We start from the raw sequence: 23,486 nt of genomic DNA, 5'->3' as shown, positions 1-23,486 counted from the left end.
AGGAGATGGAACAAATGAAAAAAATGACGAAAATGATTCATGGTGGGCAAACAGTTGATGAGCTTACAGGGGCAGTGAATCCACCAATTTATCAAACGAGTACTTATAAACAAGATGGACTGGGTGTTTTGCGAAATGGATATGAATACTCACGTTCAAAAAATCCAACTCGAACAGCATTAGAAGGATTAATTGCTGATCTTGAAGAAGGCCAAGCAGGGTTTGCATTCGGTTCTGGAATGGCAGCTGTTACTGCCGTTGCAATGTTGGTTGATTCAGGTGACCATATTGTCGTTGGTAGTGATGTGTATGGGGGCACTTTTAGGGTCTTTACGCAAGTATTAGATCGTATAGGAATTCACTCCACATTTGTTGATACGAGAGATGAAAATGCTGTTAAACAAGCCATCCAAGACAATACGAAGATGTTATACCTAGAGACACCTACAAATCCATTATTAAATGTCACCAATATTAAAGCAATGGTTAATATTGCAAAAGAAAATCATTTGATAAGCGTTGTGGATAATACGTTTATGACACCTTATTTCCAAAATCCATTGAAACTAGGTGCGGATATCGTTCTCCATTCAGCAACGAAATATATTGGTGGTCATAGTGATGTTGTAGCAGGTTTAGTCGTGACGAATAAAGTCGATCTGACTGAACGTATAGAGTTTACTCAAAACTCTACCGGAGGAGTGTTAGGGCCGCAAGATAGTTATTTACTTGTCAGAGGAATTAAAACGCTAGCGATTCGAATGGAACAAACAGAAAAAAGTTCTCTGAAAATTGTGGATTACTTAGCCAATCATGAAAAGGTAACAAAAGTATATCATCCATCATTGTTAGACCAAGAAAGTAAAGCGATTCATGAGGCACAAGCGTCAGGGTACGGAGGAATGATTTCATTTGATGTCGGCTCGAGTGAAAATGCTAAGAAGTTAGTTGAGCACTTTGAAGTGTTTACATTGGCCGAGTCGCTAGGAGCTGTAGAAAGTTTAGTGTGTGTGCCAAGCGAAATGACGCATGCCTCTATTCCTAGAGAACGCCGTTTGGAAATTGGAATTACTGATGGTTTAGTTCGAATCTCAGTGGGAATAGAAGATGTAGAAGATTTATTAAATGATTTAGAACAAGCGTTAAACACGATATAATAGATATAATATAAGGAGAACTTATAGATTTAAGAATAAATTATAGATTAATGAAAGGAAGTGTATATTATGGATAAAAAGATGAATGTTGAAAGTTTCAATCTTGACCATACGAAAGTCGATGCACCATACGTGAGGTTAGCGGGAATTAAAGAAGGTGAGCATGGAGATGTGATTCATAAATACGATATTCGTTTCAAACAACCAAATGCTGAACATATGGACATGCCTGGCCTTCACTCTCTTGAGCATTTAATGGCGGAAAATATTCGTAACTATAGTGATCGTGTTGTTGATATATCACCAATGGGATGTCAGACAGGTTTTTACGTTTCATTTATTAATTACGACAATTATGACGGTGTATTAGAAATATTAGAGAAAACATTAAATGATGTTATGAATGCTAAGGAAGTTCCTGCTTGTAATGAAGTTCAATGTGGATGGGCAGCAAGCCATTCATTAGAAGGTGCACATGCAATTGCTAAAGAAATGCTTGAACATAAATCGTCATGGAATGTTGTATTTAAAGAAGAATAAGCAATTGTTCTATTTTTGTTGAAGTGCTTAGAACACAAAGATTCCATCTACAAAAAATAATCGTTTTGTAGATGGAATAAATTTTTTGATTTTTATCTTGAATTCAAGATAAAAATGTCTATAATAGATTATAGAGGAAGAGGTGAAGTGAAATGTTTCATTCAGATGATGTGACGCATGCAGTTGGTATAGATTTATATGTATCTGATTTAGAGAGGTTAACTAGATTTTATAATGAAGTTATAGGACTAAAGCATTTTAAGAAATCGAAGAACGAAGTCGTATTTAATTTAGATCGTGACCATTTTATACGATTGATTGAGGATGATTCGAAAGTTAAACCGTCACTTGATGAAGCTGGTTTATTTCATGTGGCGATTCTGCTACCTGAGCGGTCAGATTTAGCAGACTTTCTAGTTCATATACATGCTAAAGGAATTCAACTTGGTGCAAGTGATCATCTTGTCAGCGAAGCGATTTATTTATCAGATCCAGAAGGGAATGGTATTGAAATATATGTAGATCGTGACCACTCTCAATGGATTTGGAATAATGATTCGATTGCGATGGAGACGTTACCGCTAGATGTAGAAGATTTGCTGTCTGTACAAAGTGGTAACCAATTTGATGGATTACCTTCAAGCACAATTATTGGTCATATTCATTTGAAAGCTTATAATGTAAGTGAGATGAATCAGTTCTATCATGAGCATCTAGGCTTTAATGAAGTTGCAACTTATGGTGGTCAAGCTTCTTTTATGTCGGATGCGAACTATCATCATCATTTGGCAGTCAATACATGGCAATCTAAAGAAATGCGCAATGATAACACTTTAGGTCTTGCAAAAGTCTATTTCAATCGTTCTGATTTTGAAACAATGGAACATACAGATCCCTCGAATATCTGCATACAGATTAATTAGAAGTCATTAGAAATTAAATTTAAAATAACGGAGGAATTTATTATAACACAATTTACATTTGACAAAGCACATTCAAACATGAACTTTAAAATTAAGCATTTAATGGTATCAACAGCAAAAGGAGAATTCGAAGATTTTAACGTTGATGTTCAAGGTGATATCAACGATTTATCAACATTAAAGTTTGACGTTGATGTGAATGTTGATTCTATTAACACAAGTAATGCTGACCGTGATGCACACTTAAAGAATGAGGATTTCTTTAAAACGTCTGAACATCCAAAGATGACATTTACGACGAAAGAAGTAGAAGTTGATGGAGATGAACTTAAAGTGAAAGGTGATTTCACTTTATTAGGACATACACAAGAAGAAGTGATTGAAGTGGAATACAATGGTCAGTCAAAAGATCCTATGGCCGGTAATACGATTACTGGATTTGACTTTGAAGGTGAAATTAATCGTGAAGATTATGGATTAAACTTCAATGCGCCGCTAGAAACTGGTGGAGTTATGCTAGGAAAGAAAGTTAAATTCCATGGGTCTTTAGAATTTCAAATTAGTGAATAATTAATTATATGAGTGATAAAGAAGCTTAGAACATTCTAAGCTTCTTTATTTTCGTTTATTTTTACTATGAAATTATGATACAATGACGATACTTTTGAAGAATAGGCGAGGATTTTAATATGAATTACAGTCGGATACAAGTCATTGGTTATGTCTTTTTGCTGAGTTTATTAAGTATACTAGGTCCTTTAAATATAGATATGTATTTACCAAGTTTTCCATTAATCCAAGATGATCTGTCCACAAATGCAATGTATGTACAGATGAGTTTGACCTCTTGCTTATTAGGGTTAAGTATTGGTCAACTTATTTTTGGACCGTTAAGTGATGCTGTTGGCCGGAAAAGACCTTTAATCATATCGTTAATTGGATTTACTATTTTTTCATTTATATGTGCATTTTCACCTAATATTGTTTTATTGATCTTTTTTAGATTTATGCAAGGATTTTTTGCATCATGTGGGATTGTATTATCCAAAGCAATTGCAAGAGATTTATTCGATGGCAGAGCATTAACTAAATTCTTTACGATACTCATGGTAATTACGAGTGTGGCACCTTTGATTGCACCATTACTTGGTGGATTTATATTATCTATTCCAGATTCAACGTGGGGAATGATTTTTTATGCGTTAGCAGGTCTTGGTGTAGTAATTACATTAATTAGTACATGGAAATTGAAAGAATCTTTAACAAAAGAATACCGTATCCCTACAAACTTTAAGTCGACGGTAAATTCTTTAGTAGAGTTGTTGAAAGAACGTGAATTTCTAGGGTATGTGCTGGCTGTTGGATTCATCCATGGTGGATCATTTGCTTATGTATCGGGGACGCCTTTTGTTTATCAAGAACTCTATGGCGTAACACCACAAATGTTTAGTCTTTTATTTGGAATTAATGGTGTTGCGATTGTATTAGGGAGCTTCCTATTTGGAAAACTAAGCGATTACTTCTCAGAATGGCGTGTTCTTAAATGGTTTATAATATCTTCAATGTTTACCTCTTTTGCAATACTCATTAGTGCAATTATGATGGGGCCATTATTTATTATGGTGATCAGTATCTTTACGTATATGATGAGTATCGGTTGTATTTTAACAGGCACATTTACACTTGGTATGAGAGGTAAATATCATAATGCAGGCAGTGCGAGTGCACATTTAGGGACATTACCTCTTATCTTTGGGGCAATTGCAACACCAATGTCTGGGCTAATTGAAGGATCGGCAATACCAATGGGTGCCACGATATGTATTACAGCATGGATTGGTAGTATATTCTTTTTGAAACTTACAACGAATCCAGACGTGGTTTAAGAAACTTTATAAGGTATTGATGCATTAATTAATAATATAAAGAATCATATAGTAAAATACTAAAATAAACATTCAAAGCGATTTTTGAATGTATATTTTTTTATGATAAAATCATATTCAAATAGATGTTTGAATAAAAGTATACATGGAGGTATTCAATGGATAAATGTGAGGTAAGACAAATGAATCCTGAAGCAATCAAATTGGTTCGCGATGCTGAAGCTGGTTGGGAACAAGAGGAAATGATACGGCCATTGAGGCTAGTGATATCCAGAATCTTACCGAAGATCTAATGATTCTACCTACAATATTTAAGTTGAGCATGAGAACGAAAAGAATTATCTGGCAAAATATTATAATTGCATTAGGTTTGAAAATAATCGCATTGTTGCTGATTATCCCAGGATTATTGACGATGTGGATCGCAATTATTAGTGATGTCGGGGCAACCATACTCGTAACGTTGAATAGCTTTAGGTTAATTGGTCCCAAATCTAGTGTTAATAAGCAATCAAATTAGAAGAATAATTGTAAATTATTATACTTTAAAGTATAATAATTCTAATATAGAAGAAAAGGTGACGTCATTATGTCTGAAGAAAAATCTTTAAAATCATGGGTCATATTAAGTAGAGCTTTCCATGCAGTTGAGAAAAAAACAGCAGAAGATATCCGACAATATGGCGTTAGTCCAACAGAATTTGGTGTGCTTGAACTTTTGTATCATAAAGGAAAACAACCTATCCAAAAAATAGCGCAGAGCATTCTTCTCACGAGTGGTAGTATGACGTATGTGATACAGAAACTTGAAAAAGAAGGATATATTAGAAAATCAGTATGTGAAAATGATAAAAGAGTGACATATATTAAATTAAGTACTAAAGGCCTGCTTTTGATTGGTGAAGCTTTCCCAAAGCATGCGAAGGCTGTAAATAAAATCTTTGAAAACTTAACAGAAACAGAACAAGTTGAATTGCAAAATCTGTTAAAAAAAGTGGGGAAATCATAATACCAGGAGGAAAAACGGTTGAGTTCTAATTCAGCTTTACTTCATGCTACACAAATTACTACACACATTGACGTACTCCGCAATATGAAAATACCCTTTATAGAATCTAAGAGTCATATTGTTTTGGCGAGAATTTTGATGAATGAACAAGAGATTGATACCGAGTGTTTACTTCGGAAGTATCGAGAATATCGCAATTATTATAAACTACGTTCGAAATTGCCAAAAGATGCAGCTTATCTTATTTGTGGTTATTTATATAGACATGGTACGACTGACATTACCGTCTCTCAATATTTTAATACGATGCAACAGATTAGAAAAATTAGCGGGATGAGTAAAGAGCAGTCATACATTGTTACATTGATTTTTTTAACATCGAATCATTCTTTGACCGTGGAAGAGTTTATTAAGAGATTAATTTATATCCATGATAAAATGAAAGAAGATGCATTTAATCAAAGTTCCCATTATATCATTATAATGAGTGGAATACTGGCTCAAATGACATTGTATAGCCCATTTGAACTCGTAAATATGTATGAATACTACTTAAATAAATATACGACACTTCATTATACATCTAATTCTGGATTGTGTATTTTGGCAACATTTTCTACACTGTTAACCGAAGAAAGAAACCCTCATTTTGCAAAGCGTGTTCACTATTTTATAAGGCATTTAAATCGCATCGGGATAGTCATAGAAAAAGAGCATTATGCAAGTGTTATATTTTTGACTTTTATGGATATGCATCAAAATTTAGATTACTTATTTAATACTTTGAATTATTTTGAAGATAAGAAGGTATTTTTCATGAAGTCTTCATTAAGAACACAGATTGCACTAAGTATGTATACAAATTATGGTGTTGAACAATATAGAGGGACAAATCATTATATATCAATGCTCATTGATCAAATTAGTCTGAACGAACAAATTATGCTCATCGCAAGAGTTCTAGATTAAAGGAGGTCTATATGGAATCAATATATCTATATTTATTAAATCCTATATTGTTTATATTGTTAGGATTCTTATTTGCAAAGTCAAAGACTATGAAATCAATAATATTTACATTAATTGCATTTGAAGTAATTATATTATTTTGGACAGCAGTTTTAATATTAACCGTATTTCAAGGTTTTTCTATATCTGACCAAACAACGTTTGTTTTTAGCGGCATATATGCAGGATTAGGTTTATCTATTACAATGGGTACAAAGTTCTTTATGAACAAAGTCAAATAAATGAAGGAGAATGATTAGCGTAATTGCTAGTTGTTCTCTTTTTTTATTAAGGATTTGTGAAGATATTTATAATTTAATGACTTTGTGAATAAAATAACATATAATAATAGTATAGAGAAAAAGATTACAAATAGAGAGGTGATCAAGATGAGTAAAGTTGAAAAAGAAAACAAGTTTCAAATGGTGTGGGTTTTTGTTGCATTAACAGTAATGATTATCATCAATATTTTACCAACACCTGAAGGCCTTACAGTGATGGGACAAAGAAGTTTATCGATTCTTGCATTTGCGATCATTATGTGGGTGACTGAAGCAGTTTCTTATTCAGTATCATCTGTTATGATTGTTGGTTTAATCATCTTATTAATTGGATTTTCACCGGTTGAAACATTAGGTGAGCAGCTAGGGAAACCTGATATGGCAAGTGATGAATTATTTGGGTCTAAAAATGCATTGAGTTTGGCTTTTAAAGGATTCTCAACATCTGCGGTTGCGTTAGTTGCAGCGGCACTGTTCTTGGCAAGTGCGATGCAGATTACTAATTTACACAAAAGAATAGCACTTTATGTTTTATCAATCGTAGGTGATAAAACAAAAGCGGTTGTTGCTGGTGCAATTATTGTTGCAACAATTTTGGCCTTTTTTGTACCGTCTGCAACAGCTAGAGCTGGTGCAGTTGTACCAATTCTTATCGGAATGGTGGCAGCGTTTGGATTGGAGAAGAAGAGTCGTATGAGCGCACTATTAGTCATTACTGCTGTGCATGCAGTGTCTATTTGGAATATTGGAATTAAAACAGCAGCAGCTCAAAACCTTGTAGCTTTAGGATTCATTAATTCGGCAATGGATGAAGAAGTCAGTTGGATTCAATGGTTTATATGGGCCGCACCTTGGTCTATCATTATGTGTGTTGTGTTATATTTTGTCATGACAACACTTGTCAAACCAGAATATGATCGAATTGATGGGGGTAAAGCGTTAATTCAAAAGGAACTATCAGAACTTGGTCCGATGAAAGGTAAAGAAATTCGATTAGTCGTTATTGCGATTGGGTTGTTACTACTCTGGTCTACGGAGAAAATTTTACATCCGCTTGATTCAGCATCTGTTACACTCATAGCACTAGCTCTAATGTTAGCGCCAAAGATCGGAGTATTCGAGTGGAAGGAAGTCGAGAAGACGATCAACTGGGGGACTATTATTGTATTTGCTATCGGTATATCACTTGGTTCATTACTGTTATCTACAGGAGGAGCGGCTTGGCTTAGTGATATGACATTTGGAGCTTTAGGGCTTACGACATGGCCTATTGTTGCTGTTATTGCTTTAGTTGGTATATTTAATATATTGATACACTTAGGATTTGCCAGTGCAACGAGTTTAGCTTCAGCGCTTATCCCTGTGTTCATCTCACTGGCACAAAGTATGAACTTAGGAGATCAATCTTTAGGGTTTGTATTGATTCAACAATACTTAATTTGTTTTGGTTTCTTACTTCCTGTTTCAGCACCTCAAAATATGTTAGCCTATGGAACAGGTACGTTTGATGCAAAAGATTTATTGAAAACTGGTATACCAATTACAGTCATTGGATACTTATTAATTTTACTCTTTACGTTTACTTATTGGCAGTGGACTGGGTTACTATAATAAATGTATGTATAAGATCTAACCAAACAGGTTAGGTCTTATTTTTTTTAATATCGTCAGTTTTGATATATATTTAATAAATAGAGTTTATATTTTAAGAAGACAGGTATGTATATAGTTGAGGTGATTATATTGGGGAAAAAAGTAACAAGTGTCTTTTACGTAGCATTGGCAGTTTGTATGATTTTCGTCATTTGGGGATCAATCCAACCGACTCAAATGGAAGAAGCAACTGCTAAAATTACATCATTCTTTTCTGAATACTTTGGTTGGTATTATTTAATATTAGTTCTTTTATTTTTAGTCTTTTGTATTTATTTAATGTTCTCAAAGTTTGGTAAGATTCGTTTAGGTAAAGAAGGGGAAAAACCAGAGTTCTCAACAGGGGCTTGGTTTGCCATGTTATTTAGTGCAGGAATGGGTATTGGACTTGTTTTTTGGACAACTGCTGAACCAACACAACATGCATTTTTAAATGCACCAGTAGCAGAAGTTGGTACTCCGAAAGCAATTAATGACGCCATGAAATTTGCGTTTTTCCACTGGGGTATTCATGCTTGGGCAGTATACGCGATTGTTGCATTAGTCTTTGCCTACTTTAGCTTCCATAGAGGTTATCCAAACTTAGTGAGTTCAACACTGATTCCAATTTTTGGTGAAGCACGTATGAAAGGATGGCTAGGACAACTTGTTGATATTTTAGCTGTTTTAGCAACTGTATTTGGAGTTGCAGCAACATTAGGATTTGGAACAGGACAGATTAATGGTGGACTCAATTATTTATTTGATATTCCTCAATCATTTACTGTACAACTGATTATTCTAATTGTAGCCACTGCATTATTTATCATTTCAGCTTGGTCTGGAATAGGTAAAGGAATCAAGGTGCTGAGTACAAGCAATATGGGATTAGCATTTGTATTACTTCTAGTATTATTTATTGTAGGTCCGAGTATGTATATATTAAATACATTTACAAATGCATTGGGAAATTATGTTGCTGACTTTTTCCAAATGAGTTTACGTATTGCCCCAGAAGATGATGAGGCTAGGAAATGGATCAATAGTTGGACGATCTTCTATTGGGCATGGTGGATCAGTTGGGCACCATTTGTTGGTATTTTCATAGCACGCGTTTCAAGGGGACGCACGATTAGACAATTTATGGCAGGTGTTTTAATTGTTCCAGCTCTAGTATGTTTCTTATTCTTTGCTGTATTTGGAACAAGTGCCATTCATATAGAAAAGAATGGATTAGCGAAGATTTCAGAAGCAACATTAGAGACTGCGACATTCATGATGCTTGAGCAGTATCCGCTTGGATTCTTACTATCACTCATTACGATTGTAGTGATTGCGATATTCTTTATTACTTCAGCAGACTCGGCAACGTTTGTCCTTGGAATGTTATCTGGTGGAGGTACAAACACACCACATGCAGCGACTAAGATTTCTTGGGGAATTATATTATCAGCGATTGCAGCTGTAATTATGTTCTTTGGAGGAACACAAGGATTACAGAATTTATTAATCATTGCAGCATTACCATTTTCAATTGTGATGATCTTAATGAGTGTATCTTTCTATAAATCTGCGAAAAGTGAATTGTTTAAGAAGAAAGAGATTAAATAAATTTCTATATATATAATGGAAATAAATGTGCTCACTAGACTTATAAGTCTAGTGAGCACAATATGTTATTTTTAACATATTATTTCATGTAATAATGTTTTCGTGATTGAGTAACCATTCCTTCATATCTCTGCTATACTTATATCCTCCCATTGAGCCGTCAGAACGAATAACTCTGTGACAGGGGATTAGTATTGGTAGTTGATTTTTACCAATTGCATTTGCTACAGCACGAGCACTATTTGGACGGTTAATCATTTTTGCAATATATTGATATGTGACTGTTTTACCATAAGGAATTTTCAGCAGTTCATTGAGTACTTTTTGTTCAAAAGGAGTGCCAGTAATAATATATGGAATATCGAGTGGTTGATTTTCATGAAAATATTGATTGAAATTATCATGATACGGGTGATCGTGAAGAGGTTCTTTAGATTCTGGTAGAGGCTCATTAAAGCCACTTATAAAAATACAGTACTCATTTTCAATGATATAGTAGATGTATAAAGATGAATTAATATAGTAAATAGAGTATTGCATAATACAACTCCTTGAAGGTGATAGATATGAAACAATTATATTATAATGGGAATATTTTCACTATGGCTCGTGATCATTATAATGAACAAGTAGAGTACATCGTGGTGAATAACGGTGTTATAGAGTACACGGGAAATGATTTTACTATATATAATGATATTGAGAATATAGAACGTATTGACCTAAAAGGTAAAACGTTAATCCCAAGCTTTACAGATAGTCATATCCATTTGATTGGGTTAGGTGAAACACTTAGGAGAGTTAATATCTCTTCTGTTCAGTCAAAGGAAAATCTAAAGGAAATAATTTACAATGAAAGTACAACTTTTCATCATGAAGGGCAATGGTTAATCATTGAAGGATATATTGATGAAATTCATAAGTCAATGATCAATCATGGGCAGTTAAGTGAGTGGGCTTATGGACCTACATTATTAGTGAAAGCGTCTAAGCATTCTGCTTTGTTAAATGAACAAGCTATTAATACATTAAAGAAGTTACAACAAAATCAATTACTTAACAATGTTGATGAAAATGGATTCATATATGATGAAAATTATTTTGAATTATATCAATATGTTATTGAACAGTCTTCGACAAATTTAACAGAGTTAATTAATGATGCAATTGATGAATGTGTTTCAAAAGGTATTAGTTGTGTTCATACAGAAGACTTATCTTATTATGGCCATTATATGAATCCTTTAAACGCATATTTTGATGTGCTAAATCATGGAACGAAGTTTAGGTTAAATTTACTAGTCCATCACAATGTGTATAAAGAAGTAGAGCATGTTGAAAAGGCGATACATGATGACTGGTTACGTTTTGACGCTATTAAGATATTTATAGATGGAACATTCGGTGACCAATCAGCTTATTTAATAGAACCATATTTAGGTACGTCTAACAATGGACGATTAATTCACGATAAAAATACGCTTGAACAAATGGTGAAGGATATTCGAAAGCATCATAAGACATGTGCATTTCACGTCATTGGAGATAAGGCTCTAGATATAGTGTTAACTATATTAGAAGAAAATCTTCCAAAGGATGGACATTTTGATAGGTTAATACATGTAAGTTTAGTAAATGATGTGTTGCTACAACGTATAAAGAAACTACCGATTATTTGTGATATACAACCATTATTTCATAAAGAGAACGAGAAATTAATAAATATATTAGGCTTTGATCGTATCAATGATACTCATGCATATCATAAAATAAAGGATTATAATATTCAATATGCCAGTAGTTCTGATGCACCGATAGGTTCTGTTGATGTACTTAATACGATTGAATACTTATGTGGAGATTTAAAATGGAATCGATTTGAAGCGGTTCAATCTTATACGGTTAATTCTAGTGTTGTTGGTCAGAGGTCAGAGAGTTTAGGTAAGATACTTCCTGGATTTAAAGCGGACTTTGTAATATTAAGTAGTAATATCTTTGATGAGTCAGTACCAATAGAAGATATAGAAGTAATACAGACAATCATCGATGGAGAGACTGTTTATATTCGAAAATAAACGTCAATTCAACTTGAGAATATGATATTATTACAGAGTACTTAAGAATAGGGGGGGGTTACTATGAATATTACAATTTTAGGTGCTGGAAATGGTGGGATTGTTGCTTCGGTTGACTTAACGAGAAGAGGTCATGATGTGACATTATACCATACGCCAGAATCAAATGCGGATTGGGATCGTAACCAGTTAAATGATGGTATTAAGTTTAAAGGTGAGACAGTTAAGATAAATAAATTCACTCAAAATATTGAAGAAGCTATTGAGCATGCTGAAGTCATCATGGTGACTTTACCTACTTTGGCCATTGCACATTATGCTAAAGAAGTTGCACCATATTTGAAAGATGGACAATATATTTATATTAACGGTGCGAGCGCGATGAATTCAATGAAATTTATGAATGTTGTCAAATCAGAAGGCTATAATCCAAACGTTTATATCGGTGAGACAATGTCGTTAACGTATGCATGCCGCTATGATCATACATCGAATGAAGCGGAATTAATCTTAACTAGTACGCATAATCTATTTGCAAGTTATCCAAGCCAGCATACAGATCATATGATTGAAATATTAAAGCCGTTGTATGATACACTTGTCCCTGCTAAAAATATTTTAGAAACTACATTAAATAATGGTAATCCTGAGTCTCATCCAGGTCCGGCCATTTTAAATACGGGTAGAATAGATTATGCAGGTGATGAATTTTATTTATACAGTCAAGGAATTACTAAACATACTGTACGTGTTGTTGAGGCAATTGATAAAGAAAGGCAACAAATTTGTGCTGCTTTGAATTTCGAACAACTCGATAAAAGTGCTCGATCAGAACGATCAAGTTATTTTCCGAAAGGTAAAACGTTGCTTGAGCAATTCAACACAAGTCCTATATTAAAAGATTTAAAAGGCCCTACAACATTACAAAACAGATATATTGTGGAAGATGTAGAGGAAGGATTAGTGTTATGGGCAAGTATTGGAGATGCAGTAGGAGTAGATACACCAGTAATAGACTCGATTATTCATTTAACTGGTGTTTTATTAGATCGTAATTTCTTTGAAGAAGGACTTACGCTTTCGAAATTAGGGTTTGATGGAGCGATTTCACCTAATACTTTGAACAATTTAATATAAAAAGATATAATTAAATGCTATAAGTACAAACTTATAGCATTTTGTATTTTATTATATTTAAGGATTGATTATGATGACAACATTTTACTTCGTAAGACATGCGAAGAGCGACCCGTTTAGGGGTAGTGATAAGGATCGGTCAATTACTGAAGAAGGATATATTCAAGCCCAAAAACTTGTTGAAGTGTTTAAACATATAGAATTTGATTTGCTCATTACTAGCCCTTATCAACGTGCAATTGATACGCTAATATATTTAGCACTTGATCGTAAAGAAACGATTCAAACATACGAAGAATTAAAAGAGATAAGATTATCTAAAAAGCCAATTCAAAATGTACTGGAATATCAACAATTAATGAAGAAAATATTTAAAGAACCGAGTTATAATCTAGATGGCTGTGAATCAATTAAACAAACTCAAGATAGAGCTGTTCCGATTATTAAAGAGTTGGTTGAACGATATCCAGATAATAAGATTGTTGTTGGAACACATGGAACACTATTTACCGCAATGCTTAAATATTTTGATGAAGAGTATGGTTATGAATTTTGGAAATCATTAAAGCAACCAGATGTTTACAAGGTGATCATCGATAGTGAACGCTTTGAGCTTCAATGTATAGAACATGTGGAAGTGTCAGCGTAATATGACGATCATACAAACTGATGAAGGCGAAGTATTTTATAAGTTAGAGGGACATGATATTACACTGTTTGATTGTAAATGTTCTGTTGTGGATGGATGGAAAAATCTTTTTAGAGTCCTTAGAGGTCAACTTGACTATATTCTAGTAAATTTTGATATACTTCAATTGACAGCACACGAGTATAAATTTTTAGGTTTTTATGAAGTTGAGCCAGGATTAATGCGTAAAAATATTCAACCAACATTCCAATATGACATGGAAGCAATCGAGTATCTAAAGAATAAAGATAAAAAACTTGCACGTGTGATTGAAATGATTGGACCAATTGAAGAAGAAATAATACCTGATATCTACTATAATTTTGTCCGTTCAATTGTCGGTCAACAAATTTCAGTATATGCACAATATGCGATTATGGCACGATTAATGAATGCGATGAATCACCATATTACGCCAGAGAAAGTCATTAATTATAAGGATGAGGAATTGAAATCGTTCGGGTTAAGTGAAAGAAAAGTAGTATATATAAAAACAGCCACTGAAAAAGTGATTAATGGCGATATTGATTTTGAAGAAATTCATCATATGACAGATGAAGAAGCAATTCAATATTTAACACAACTTAAAGGTGTTGGTGAATGGACTGCAGAAATGATGTTAATGTTCTCATATAATCGTATGGATATATTTAGTTACAAAGATTTAGCAATCATCCGAGGTTTACGTATGATTTATCGTCATAAAGAAGTGTCGAGAGAACGATTTGAAAAGTATAGACGTCGATTCAGTCCATATGGAAGTCTTGCATCATTGTATATTTGGGTCATTTCTGAGCAAAATATTGAAGGATATAGTGATCCATTAGCTAAGAAGAAATGAAATGTTTGAAAATCTATCAACAAAACGAGTGAGTTGTAGATTGAATAAAGCATTGTACGACAAAAGGACATCTCTAAACGAGATGTCCTTTTGTCTATTATTGTAATTGTTCATTTCGAGAAGACAATTTTGCTGTCTCTGTAGTTGTTTTGCCATCACGGATAATTGTAAATTCAACTCTATCTCCAACAGATGTTTTATCGTACAAATACTTTCTGAATTCAGCAATGTTATTTACTGGTTCATCGTTAATTTTCGTGATCACATCACCTTGTTTAAGGTTATGATTAGCTTTTGGATCTTTTTGAGCAACAACAATTCCTTTTTTATCTTTTATTTTCAATTCATCTATATATTCTTTAGGTAAATCTTCAACGTCAATCATACTGATACCAACGTAAGGTCTCTCAATTGAGCCATTTGTTTCTAGTTCTTGGATTAATGTATCGACTTCATTAGATGGGATGGCAAACCCAATACCTTCTACTTCTGTTGAAGATATTTTCATAGAGTTGATTCCAACTAAATCACCATTTTGATTCACGAGCGCTCCTCCACTATTTCCTGGGTTAATGGCAGCATCGGTTTGCATTACCGTTATCGTTGAATGACCTTCAGATGTTCTTACATTCATTTCACGTTCTGTTCCACTAATAATACCTTCTGTCACAGAGTTTGAGAACTCTAAACCAAGTGGATTACCAATTGCCATGACGTCATCTCCTATTTTTACATCACTTGAATTGGCGAAGTCGATTGCTTCCATTCCTTTTACGGATTTGGCTTTTACAACTGCTATATCAGTTAAAGGGTCACTTCCGAGTAATTCAGCCTCGATGCGTTGATTATCGGACAAATTAATTTCTATATTCGATGCGCCTTCAACAACGTGGTGATTGGTGACAATATACGCATCACCGTCTTTAATTTTATAAATGACACCAGATCCAGTACCAGATTCGACAGAGTCATTATCTTTCTGTAGCTTTCCGAATAAATCACCGTATGGGTTATTTGCTGATTGTTTATTAATGACTCCTACAACAGACTTTGAAGCCTGTTCGATCATTTTGTTTTTATCAGTATTATTGATATGATTTACTCGGTTTTTATGATCATCATCAGCTGCTGGGGGTGTATATGAATGCATTGAATTGTCTGTAATCATATTTTTTAAAGGTGTTTGTGTTAATAATAAAATCGTAGTTAATACGCTAATTAATATCGTTAATAATATGGCGAAAAGTGTTGTTAAATTGCTCAAATATCCTGATTTTTTGGCATTTTGATGTTCTATATCCGTTACGTATCTATATTGTGGTATTTGTTTATCCATTTTTTACTCCTTTTTTGTTTAACTTAATGATAAATGTAGTACCTTCACTACTTGTTTCAAGTAATTGTATATTTCCGTTTAACTTTTGCATTATTAATTTACATAAAGGTAGTCCTAGGCCAAAGCCACGGGTATCATATCGTTTATTCTGACCTCGATAAAATTTTTCAAATATATGCTCGATGTCATCTTTAGGTACCCCTGAGCCAAAGTCTTTAATCAATATATTATATGAATCAAGTGTTTCATTCATATGGATTTCAATCGTTGAATCTCTATGTGATGCTTGGTTTGCATTGTTTAACAAGTTAAGCAAAACTTGTGAAAGTCGATCTCTATCTGTGTGAATAGATGCATCGATTAAGTTATGACATTCAATGATTGAATTCTGATTATCAGATTGGTAGTCAAAATGTGTCACAGTTGATTCTATAAATTCTTTTAAATTAATTTGATCGCTATTTATTTTGATTGCATCTGTTGTAAACGAATTGAATACAAGCAAATCTTCAATCAGACGGTTCAACTTTCGTGATTCTTGTAAGCTTAATTTGATAAATTCCTCTTTATCAGTTTCATCAACGATATCATCTTGAATGGCTTGTAATAATCCTGAAATTGAAGCAACAGGAGTTTTTAGTTCGTGTGTTACCCCAGCTAATAATTCATTACGCAATTGATCGTGAGCTTCTAATTGTTTGCTTAACTCATTGAAACTTAGTGCGAAATCATAAAGTTCTTTTTCTTTATAATGACTATCAATCGTGACAAATTCACCATCACTGAGCTTACGTGCTGCTGAGCTAATGTTATGAATAGGTGTCGTCATTTGACGAGTGAAGTAATAAATTAGAATTGTACCGATAATGATTGATGGAATGGCGATTAAAAGAATAGGGACGAATGGTATGTGGACTTCATCAATTTTATTTTTTTCGACAAATGAAATCACATAACCGTATGTTTCATTATCAGATTTTATTGGTGTTTTGAGCATGTATAATTCATGATCAGTCGATGGAATATTAAGGTCGTTTGTAGAAATAATATCATAATCATTTTCACGTTCTAAAATATCCGTATTGATTCGTGTTTCGTTGACTGCATTGAAATTTGAGTTTAACCATTGACCTTTATGATCAGTAATAATAATTTTCGGTGTTGCGTTAAAACTTTTTAATATATCATTATACTGTTCATGGATTTCTTGGTCTTTTATTTTGTCTTGATTGCCAATCGTTTGAACAGCGATAGAGTCATTTAACGTCTGAACTAGAGATAATCTGTGTTCTTTAATGTTTTCTTTATTCCAAACTATATAAATGAAAGCAATAATTAAAATTGCGGTTAATAATGTAATAATATATCTCTTGATCCATAATGATTGCATTGATTGGCGTTTCATAACAATCGATCCTCAACTTTCAACAAATATCCATGACCACGGACCGTTTCGATTTGACCTTCATGTTCAGGCCAACTAGAGAGTGCTTTCCTCAAACGTTTAATTGCCAAGTCTACTGCACGGTCACTTCCTTCATAGTCGAATCCCCAAATATGATCTAGCAACTGATCACGGCTGAATATTTGGTTTGGATGTTCAGCTAAGAAAAGTAGAACACTGAAGTCACGAGGCGCCAAGTTGAGCTCTTTTTTTAAAACTTTAACTGTATGATATGCGGGGTTAATTACTAGTTGTCCAAATCGAATTGAATCATCCGGAAGTTTGCCACTGGTTGTTCGACGAATAACAGCTTTAGTACGTGCGATTACTTCTTCTCCTGTAAACGGTTTTGTGATGTAGTCGTCCGCACCGTGTTCAAAACTTTCTAGAATATGTTGTTGATCGTTTAAAGCAGTGAGCATTATAACAGGAACATTAGATGTTGTCCGGATTTTTTTGAGAAGTGAAATTCCATCAAGTTCCGGCATCATAATATCCAGTAAAATGAAGTCAATTTGTTCTGAGTTAAATAAATCATAGCCTTCCTTTCCATTAAATGCTTGGAAGGTCGTAAAACCAACCTTCTTCATGTAAGCTTTAATAACATGATTGATTGGTTGTTCATCTTCAATGATAAGAATATTCATAATAGCCCTCCAATCACTATCTTATTCTTATGTATATTATATTAAAGTATTAATATGTTCAAAATATGTCAGAACAAATTTTTAAAAAATAACACCTAATCTATATAAAAATAGATTAGGAGTTTCGTTATAGATTATTTAATTATTGCATCGCTTTCTTTAAAGCATCAGTGTTCTTTTTCATAATGCTTTGGTAAGTGATATTATCTTCTGATTCTTCTTTTGTTAATGTAGATAAGTTATGGAATTCTACAGGTTCAACGTCTGTCTGCTCTTTAATCATGTCAACAGTTTTACTACTTACATTTTGCTCTACTAAGATATGCTTAGCACCGTCTTCTTTGATTTTTTCCACGACATTAATAATATCTTTTTGAGTTGGTTCTTCGTTATTTAGACCACTAACTCCAACCTGTTCAAAGCCATAATGGTCAGCTAAGTAACCAATTGATTCATGTGAAATAAATACTTCTTTATGTTTTGCACCCTCAGTAACTGTGTGCAACTCTTCATCTATTTTAGTTAATTCTTCTTTTAATTTTTTGAAGTTTTCTTCATATTCCTCTTTATTAGCTTCATCATACTTAACTAATTCATCTTTAATCGCTTTAGCCATTGTGATCGAATGAATAGGATCTAACCAAACATGTGGGTCATTTTCACCATGGTCATGACCTTCATGATCGTGGTTGTGCTCTTCTTCATTAGCGTGGTCATGACCTTCATGATCATGGTTGTGCTCTTCCTCATTAACTTGATCATGATCTTCATGATTATGGTTATGGGCTAATATTTTTTCTTTTGATATATCTTTAGCAACGGCAACTACTTCAACATCTTCTTTAATGGATTTTGTAATATTTGTTGTCATCGTATCTAAATCATCACTTGTATAAAAGAATAAGTCTGACTTTGAGTATTCAATCATATCTTTTTGACTTGGTTCAAACGTGTGAATATCAGTACCTGGTGGGTAGATTGAATTTACACTAACATGATCTCCACCGATTTGCTTTGCAAAACTTGCAATTGGAAATACTGTCGTTGTGATTTTAATTTGATCTTTTGATGGTTTTTCTTTATTTCCATCTTGACGATCTGATGAACTATTTGATTGACATGCGCCTAAAACAAGCACTGCAATCATTAATAAATACATAATACTTCTCTTCATAATGATTTCCTCCTTAAATATTTGGAATGTATGGTTCTATTTACGATATAACAAACATCGTAATCGTTACGATTTATAACTATACACCGGTTAATATTAAAAATCAACCCTTTCAATTTAATAAGTAATTTTGTATAATTGTAAAACGTAATTATTACGATTAATAAAAATAAAAGCTTTGATGACTATGGAGGAAAGATTATGAAAAGAGTACCAATTACAGTGTTAAGTGGATTTTTAGGTGCAGGTAAAACAACGTTATTAAACTATGTATTAAAGGAAAATCATGGTAAAAAAGTGGGTGTTATCGTCAACGATATGAGCGAAGTTAATATAGATGGTGGACTTGTTGAAATGAGTCGTACAGATGAAAAATTAGTAGAAATGCAGAATGGTTGCATTTGTTGTACATTAAGAGAAGATTTATTAATCGAAGTTGAACGTTTAATTCGGAACAATGATTTAGATTATATCGTCATTGAATCTACCGGTATTAGTGAACCTGTACCTGTTGCTCAAACTTTAACATTAGAAGATGAAGAATTGGAAATAAACCTTGCAAAAATTTCAAAACTCGATACAATGGTAACTGTTGTGGATGGCTTTAGGTTTTTTAAAGACTATGAATCTGGTGATACTTTGATCGATAGAAGTTTATCGAATGATGATCATGACACGCGTGATGTCGTCGACTTACTCGTTGATCAGATTGAATTTAGTAATATCATTTTGTTAAATAAAGTAGACTTAATGACTGATAATGAAATTAAGCAAGTCCAAGGATTACTTATGAAACTAAATCCTGAAGCTAAAATTGTTAAGACAACAAAGAGCGAAATTGATTTGGACTTAATTTTGAATACTAATTCATTCGATTTTGAACAAGCGAGTACACAAGCAGGTTGGATTAAAGAATTAAATGAAGAACATACGCCTGAAACTGAAGAGTATGGTATTTCTTCATTTGTATATCGAGCGAAGAAGCCATTCCATCCTGAGAGATTATATAATTGGATGATGTATTGGCCTGAAAATATTACACGTTCTAAAGGTTTTTTCTGGCTTGCTACACGATTTGATGAAATTGGCCTATTGTCACAAGCCGGTCCATCGACTACAATAGAGAGTGCGGGACCATGGGCAATAACTTATTCAAAAGAGGAACAACAAGAGTTAATTGAAGAAGATCCAACACTTAAAGAAAAGTTACAAGCACCATTCGGAGATCGAATGACTGAACTTGTGTTTATCGGATTTAATCTAGATGAACAAGAAGTGATTGAAGCGTTAGATGGGTGTTTATTAACAGATGAAGAGATGAATATGGATTATAGTCAATTGAAAGACCCTTTCCCACAATTCCAATAAAGTATATAATGGATTAATGAATTAAAGGAGGCGAATAAAATGAGAGTAAACGTTACTTTAGCTTGTACTGAATGTGGTGACCGTAACTACATTACAACGAAGAATAAAAGAACGAACCCAGAGCGTATTGAATTAAAGAAATACTCACCAAGACTTAAGAAATATACACTTCACAGAGAAACTAAATAAATAATTGTTAAAGAGCGATTTTTAATCGCTCTTTTTTAATTTTATTTTTTAATTATAAGTAAAATTTGTGATGATGTTAATTTAATGTAAATTTTCAGTAAATTAAAGTGTATTCATTCGAAATTAATATTTTATATTTATATAATTAAAACTGAAAACATTTATTTATAATTACAATCAATGGAGGGTGAATCATATGAGAATTATTGTTGCAGGTGGAGACGGTTTTTGTGGATGGCCAACGGCATTATATTTAAGTAAGCAAGGGCATGATGTTTCGATTATTGATAATTTAGTTCGTCGTGATATAGATGATGAATTACACTCGAATTCAGTGACACCGATTGCTCCATTAGAGGAACGTGTCGAAAAATGGAAAGAAATAACAGGTAAAGAAATTCGTACATACATAGGAGATTTAAATCATTATGACTTCTTGACACAAGTGTTCAAACAAGAGCGACCTGAGGCATTTGTCCACTTTGCTGAACAGCGTTCTGCTCCTTATTCAATGATTGATAGAGCACATGCTGTTTACACGCAATCTAACAATGTATTAGGTAACTTAAATGTTTTGTATGCGATCAAAGAATTAGCACCTGATTGTCACTTAATTAAGTTAGGGACAATGGGAGAATATGGTCAACCTAATATTGATATTGAGGAAGGTTATATAGAAATCGAGCATAAAGGTCGTAAAGATACGTTACCTTATCCAAAGCAACCGGGAAGTTTTTATCACTTAACAAAAGTACATGATACACATAATATTATGTTTGCTTGTAAGATATGGGGGATTCGTGCAACAGACTTAAACCAAGGTATTGTGTATGGGTTGAATACAGATGAAACACGTATGGATCCTGTATTAACGAACCGATTGGATTATGATGGAGTATTTGGTACGGCGTTGAACAGATTTTTAATTCAAGCAGCGATTGGACATGATATTACAGTATATGGATCTGGTTCACAAACACGTGCATTCTTAAATATTAAAGATACAGTACGTTGTATCGAAATCGCTGCTAATAATCCAGCTGAGCAAGGTGAATTTAGAGTGTTCAATCAATTTACTGAAAGTTTCTCAGTGAAAGAACTTGCTGAAATGACAAAGAAAGTTGCTGAACAAAAAGGGCTAACTGCTACGATTTCAAATATTGAGAATCCACGTGTTGAAAAAGAAAATCATTATTATAACGCAGTAAATACTAAATTAATTGATTTAGGATTAGAACCTCATTTACTCACTGATGAAGTATTGGATGAAATTTTAACTGATGCACTTCAATATAAAGAACGTATCATTCAAGATAACGTTATACCGAAAGTTAAGTGGAAATAATGAAAGTATTAATCGTTACAGAAACTTTCTTACCGTCTACAGATGGCATTGTAACAAGACTATGCAAAGCGATTGAATATATGTTATCTGTTGGTCATACGGTGAAAGTCATTGCGCCAGATTTAGGGATTACATCGTATAAAGGTGCAGAAGTGATTGGTGTAAAGTCTTTTAAATTACCACTGTACAGATTTAGAAAATGGTCTTTACCGTCAAAAATTGTCGGAGAAGTGATTGATGACTTTATGCCAGATGTTATACATGCAGTAAATCCAACATTACTCGCCACAAGTGGAGTATATTATGCAAAACAGCGTAATATTTCACTTGTGTGTTCATATCACACACATTTACCAAAATATTTATCACATTATCATTTAGATAATCGATTGACACGAAAAGGTTTATGGAACTTTATACGCTATCAACATCGTGATGCCAATGTTAATTTATGTACATCCGAAGCGATGTATGAGGTATTATCATCGCAAAGTATTAATAATTTAAGTGTATTAAGGCGTGGTGTAGACCTTGAGGAAAGACATCCACGATATAAGAGTGAGACGATGCGCAATACACTTACTCAAAATAAACCTGATAAGAAATTACTAGTGTTCATTGGACGATTAGCTCCTGAGAAAGAAATTCATAAATTGAAACCATTAATGGAGGCGCGAGATGATATAGCGTTGGCTATTATCGGTGATGGACCAGCGAAAGACTCATTATGTACTATTTTTGAAGGAACTCATACATTGTTTACTGGGTTTATGCATGGAGAGCAATTATCTAAAGCGTTTGCAAGTGCCGACGCATTTATTTTTCCTTCGGTGTCTGAGACTTTAGGTTTAGTAATATTGGAAGGGATGGCATCTGGTTTACCCGTAATCGCTGCAGAATCGGGTCCAACATGTGAACAGATTGAGCATTTGAAGACAGGGATAATATATGATGGAAACGATCTAGATAGTTTAATTAAAGCGGTATCATATTTAGATGACGATGATGTGATGAAGTGCTTAAAACAAAATGCAAGAAAGGAAGCAATGCGATATAGTTGGGAAAATGCTTCGTTAGAGCTTATACAATATTATGAAAGGGCAATTGAAAATCAATATCTTAGTAATTTGATTTATAAAATCAAACGCGACTTGTGTCATAGATAATTTTCTTCATTATCTATATAATGACGATT

25 protein-coding genes are annotated in these 23,486 nt (G+C 33.4%); 20 read left to right on the top strand and 5 right to left on the bottom strand.

Going from position 1 to position 23,486, the window contains the following annotated elements:
* Positions 1-14 precede the first annotated feature (14 nt).
* The 12 genes from EDD62_RS07930 to EDD62_RS07880 all read left to right on the top strand — a co-directional run bounded on the left by EDD62_RS07930 (position 15) and on the right by EDD62_RS07880 (position 10,047).
* Positions 15-1,157: a bifunctional cystathionine gamma-lyase/homocysteine desulfhydrase gene (locus tag EDD62_RS07930; RefSeq protein WP_123808452.1), complete on the top strand. Its 1,143-nt coding sequence runs from the start codon at positions 15-17 to the stop codon at positions 1,155-1,157.
* A gap of 69 nt (positions 1,158-1,226) precedes the next feature.
* Complete coding sequence (locus EDD62_RS07925; protein WP_077140891.1) at positions 1,227-1,697, top strand: S-ribosylhomocysteine lyase; 471 nt, start codon at positions 1,227-1,229, stop codon at positions 1,695-1,697.
* Between the two features lie 152 nt (positions 1,698-1,849).
* Positions 1,850-2,620 carry a VOC family protein gene (locus EDD62_RS07920; RefSeq protein ID WP_123808450.1) on the top strand — a complete coding sequence of 257 codons (771 nt, stop codon included), beginning with the start codon at positions 1,850-1,852 and terminating at the stop codon, positions 2,618-2,620.
* Between the two features lie 42 nt (positions 2,621-2,662).
* Positions 2,663-3,190: a YceI family protein gene (locus EDD62_RS07915; RefSeq protein ID WP_077140889.1), complete on the top strand. Its 528-nt coding sequence runs from the start codon at positions 2,663-2,665 to the stop codon at positions 3,188-3,190.
* A 119-nt stretch (positions 3,191-3,309) separates the two neighbouring features.
* On the top strand, positions 3,310-4,506 hold the full coding sequence (locus tag EDD62_RS07910; RefSeq protein ID WP_123808447.1) for a Bcr/CflA family efflux MFS transporter: 1,197 nt from the start codon (positions 3,310-3,312) through the stop codon (positions 4,504-4,506).
* A gap of 158 nt (positions 4,507-4,664) precedes the next feature.
* Positions 4,665-4,799 carry a hypothetical protein gene (locus tag EDD62_RS09400; protein ID WP_282957928.1) on the top strand — a complete coding sequence of 45 codons (135 nt, stop codon included), beginning with the start codon at positions 4,665-4,667 and terminating at the stop codon, positions 4,797-4,799.
* On the top strand, positions 4,799-5,026 hold the full coding sequence (locus tag EDD62_RS07905) for a hypothetical protein (RefSeq protein WP_148086846.1): 228 nt from the start codon (positions 4,799-4,801) through the stop codon (positions 5,024-5,026). The genes EDD62_RS09400 and EDD62_RS07905 overlap by 1 nt, the downstream gene beginning before the upstream one ends.
* A 69-nt stretch (positions 5,027-5,095) precedes the next feature.
* The gene (locus tag EDD62_RS07900; protein WP_123808441.1) at positions 5,096-5,515 is read left to right on the top strand and encodes a MarR family winged helix-turn-helix transcriptional regulator; all 420 of its coding nucleotides are present in this window, start codon (positions 5,096-5,098) and stop codon (positions 5,513-5,515) included.
* Between the two features lie 18 nt (positions 5,516-5,533).
* The gene (locus EDD62_RS07895) at positions 5,534-6,484 is read left to right on the top strand and encodes a DUF4003 family protein (protein ID WP_123808438.1); all 951 of its coding nucleotides are present in this window, start codon (positions 5,534-5,536) and stop codon (positions 6,482-6,484) included.
* 11 nt (positions 6,485-6,495) lie between these two features.
* Positions 6,496-6,765 carry a hypothetical protein gene (locus EDD62_RS07890; RefSeq protein ID WP_123808436.1) on the top strand — a complete coding sequence of 90 codons (270 nt, stop codon included), beginning with the start codon at positions 6,496-6,498 and terminating at the stop codon, positions 6,763-6,765.
* A gap of 147 nt (positions 6,766-6,912) precedes the next feature.
* Entirely contained in the window at positions 6,913-8,415 is a 1,503-nt protein-coding gene (locus EDD62_RS07885) for an SLC13 family permease (RefSeq protein WP_123808433.1), read from the top strand.
* Positions 8,416-8,523: 108 nt separating this feature from the next.
* A complete protein-coding gene (locus tag EDD62_RS07880) occupies positions 8,524-10,047 on the top strand; it encodes a BCCT family transporter (RefSeq protein ID WP_123808430.1) in 1,524 nt (507 codons plus the stop codon).
* 84 nt (positions 10,048-10,131) lie between these two features.
* On the opposite strand, the gene EDD62_RS07875 is transcribed toward EDD62_RS07880, so the two are convergent.
* A complete protein-coding gene (locus tag EDD62_RS07875) occupies positions 10,132-10,587 on the bottom strand; it encodes a methylated-DNA--[protein]-cysteine S-methyltransferase (protein WP_123808427.1) in 456 nt (151 codons plus the stop codon).
* Between the two features lie 26 nt (positions 10,588-10,613).
* On the opposite strand from EDD62_RS07875, the gene EDD62_RS07870 reads away from it, so the two are divergent.
* From EDD62_RS07870 to EDD62_RS07855, 4 genes are all read left to right on the top strand, one after another.
* Positions 10,614-12,122: an amidohydrolase gene (locus EDD62_RS07870; RefSeq protein WP_123808425.1), complete on the top strand. Its 1,509-nt coding sequence runs from the start codon at positions 10,614-10,616 to the stop codon at positions 12,120-12,122.
* Positions 12,123-12,185: 63 nt separating this feature from the next.
* On the top strand, positions 12,186-13,259 hold the full coding sequence (locus EDD62_RS07865) for an NAD/NADP-dependent octopine/nopaline dehydrogenase family protein (RefSeq protein ID WP_123808422.1): 1,074 nt from the start codon (positions 12,186-12,188) through the stop codon (positions 13,257-13,259).
* Positions 13,260-13,332: 73 nt separating this feature from the next.
* Positions 13,333-13,908, top strand: coding sequence for a histidine phosphatase family protein (locus EDD62_RS07860; RefSeq protein WP_170152811.1), 576 nt, complete (start codon positions 13,333-13,335; stop codon positions 13,906-13,908).
* Between the two features lies 1 nt (position 13,909).
* On the top strand, positions 13,910-14,788 hold the full coding sequence (locus EDD62_RS07855) for a DNA-3-methyladenine glycosylase family protein (RefSeq protein WP_211329123.1): 879 nt from the start codon (positions 13,910-13,912) through the stop codon (positions 14,786-14,788).
* Between the two features lie 97 nt (positions 14,789-14,885).
* On the opposite strand, the gene EDD62_RS07850 is transcribed toward EDD62_RS07855, so the two are convergent.
* The 4 genes from EDD62_RS07850 to EDD62_RS07835 form a co-directional block, all read right to left on the bottom strand.
* Positions 14,886-16,124 (bottom strand): S1C family serine protease, encoded by a 1,239-nt coding sequence (locus EDD62_RS07850; RefSeq protein WP_123808417.1) that lies wholly within the window; start codon positions 16,122-16,124, stop codon positions 14,886-14,888.
* Positions 16,117-17,529, bottom strand: coding sequence for a HAMP domain-containing sensor histidine kinase (locus EDD62_RS07845; RefSeq protein WP_123808414.1), 1,413 nt, complete (start codon positions 17,527-17,529; stop codon positions 16,117-16,119). The genes EDD62_RS07850 and EDD62_RS07845 overlap by 8 nt, the downstream gene beginning before the upstream one ends.
* A complete protein-coding gene (locus tag EDD62_RS07840; protein ID WP_331463357.1) occupies positions 17,526-18,215 on the bottom strand; it encodes a response regulator transcription factor in 690 nt (229 codons plus the stop codon). Before EDD62_RS07840 ends, EDD62_RS07845 begins: the two co-directional genes overlap by 4 nt.
* A gap of 142 nt (positions 18,216-18,357) precedes the next feature.
* On the bottom strand, positions 18,358-19,389 hold the full coding sequence (locus EDD62_RS07835) for a metal ABC transporter solute-binding protein, Zn/Mn family (protein WP_123808409.1): 1,032 nt from the start codon (positions 19,387-19,389) through the stop codon (positions 18,358-18,360).
* A 201-nt stretch (positions 19,390-19,590) separates the two neighbouring features.
* Here EDD62_RS07835 and EDD62_RS07830 point away from each other — a divergent pair, with 201 nt between their 5' ends.
* The 4 genes from EDD62_RS07830 (at position 19,591) to EDD62_RS07815 (ending at position 23,457) form a co-directional block, all read left to right on the top strand.
* Positions 19,591-20,757, top strand: coding sequence for a GTP-binding protein (locus EDD62_RS07830; protein WP_123808407.1), 1,167 nt, complete (start codon positions 19,591-19,593; stop codon positions 20,755-20,757).
* A gap of 39 nt (positions 20,758-20,796) precedes the next feature.
* Positions 20,797-20,946 carry a 50S ribosomal protein L33 gene (gene rpmG / locus EDD62_RS07825; protein ID WP_077140873.1) on the top strand — a complete coding sequence of 50 codons (150 nt, stop codon included), beginning with the start codon at positions 20,797-20,799 and terminating at the stop codon, positions 20,944-20,946.
* A gap of 196 nt (positions 20,947-21,142) precedes the next feature.
* Entirely contained in the window at positions 21,143-22,291 is a 1,149-nt protein-coding gene (locus EDD62_RS07820; protein WP_123808404.1) for an NAD-dependent epimerase/dehydratase family protein, read from the top strand.
* Entirely contained in the window at positions 22,291-23,457 is a 1,167-nt protein-coding gene (locus EDD62_RS07815) for a glycosyltransferase family 4 protein (RefSeq protein WP_123808402.1), read from the top strand. The genes EDD62_RS07820 and EDD62_RS07815 overlap by 1 nt, the downstream gene beginning before the upstream one ends.
* Positions 23,458-23,486 lie beyond the last annotated feature (29 nt).

Origin of the sequence: Abyssicoccus albus, assembly GCF_003815035.1 — a bacterium.
In the GTDB taxonomy this organism is placed as follows: domain Bacteria; phylum Bacillota; class Bacilli; order Staphylococcales; family Abyssicoccaceae; genus Abyssicoccus; species Abyssicoccus albus.
Note: the sequence above shows the minus strand (reverse complement) of the source record. Positions and strands in the feature narration are given on the sequence as shown.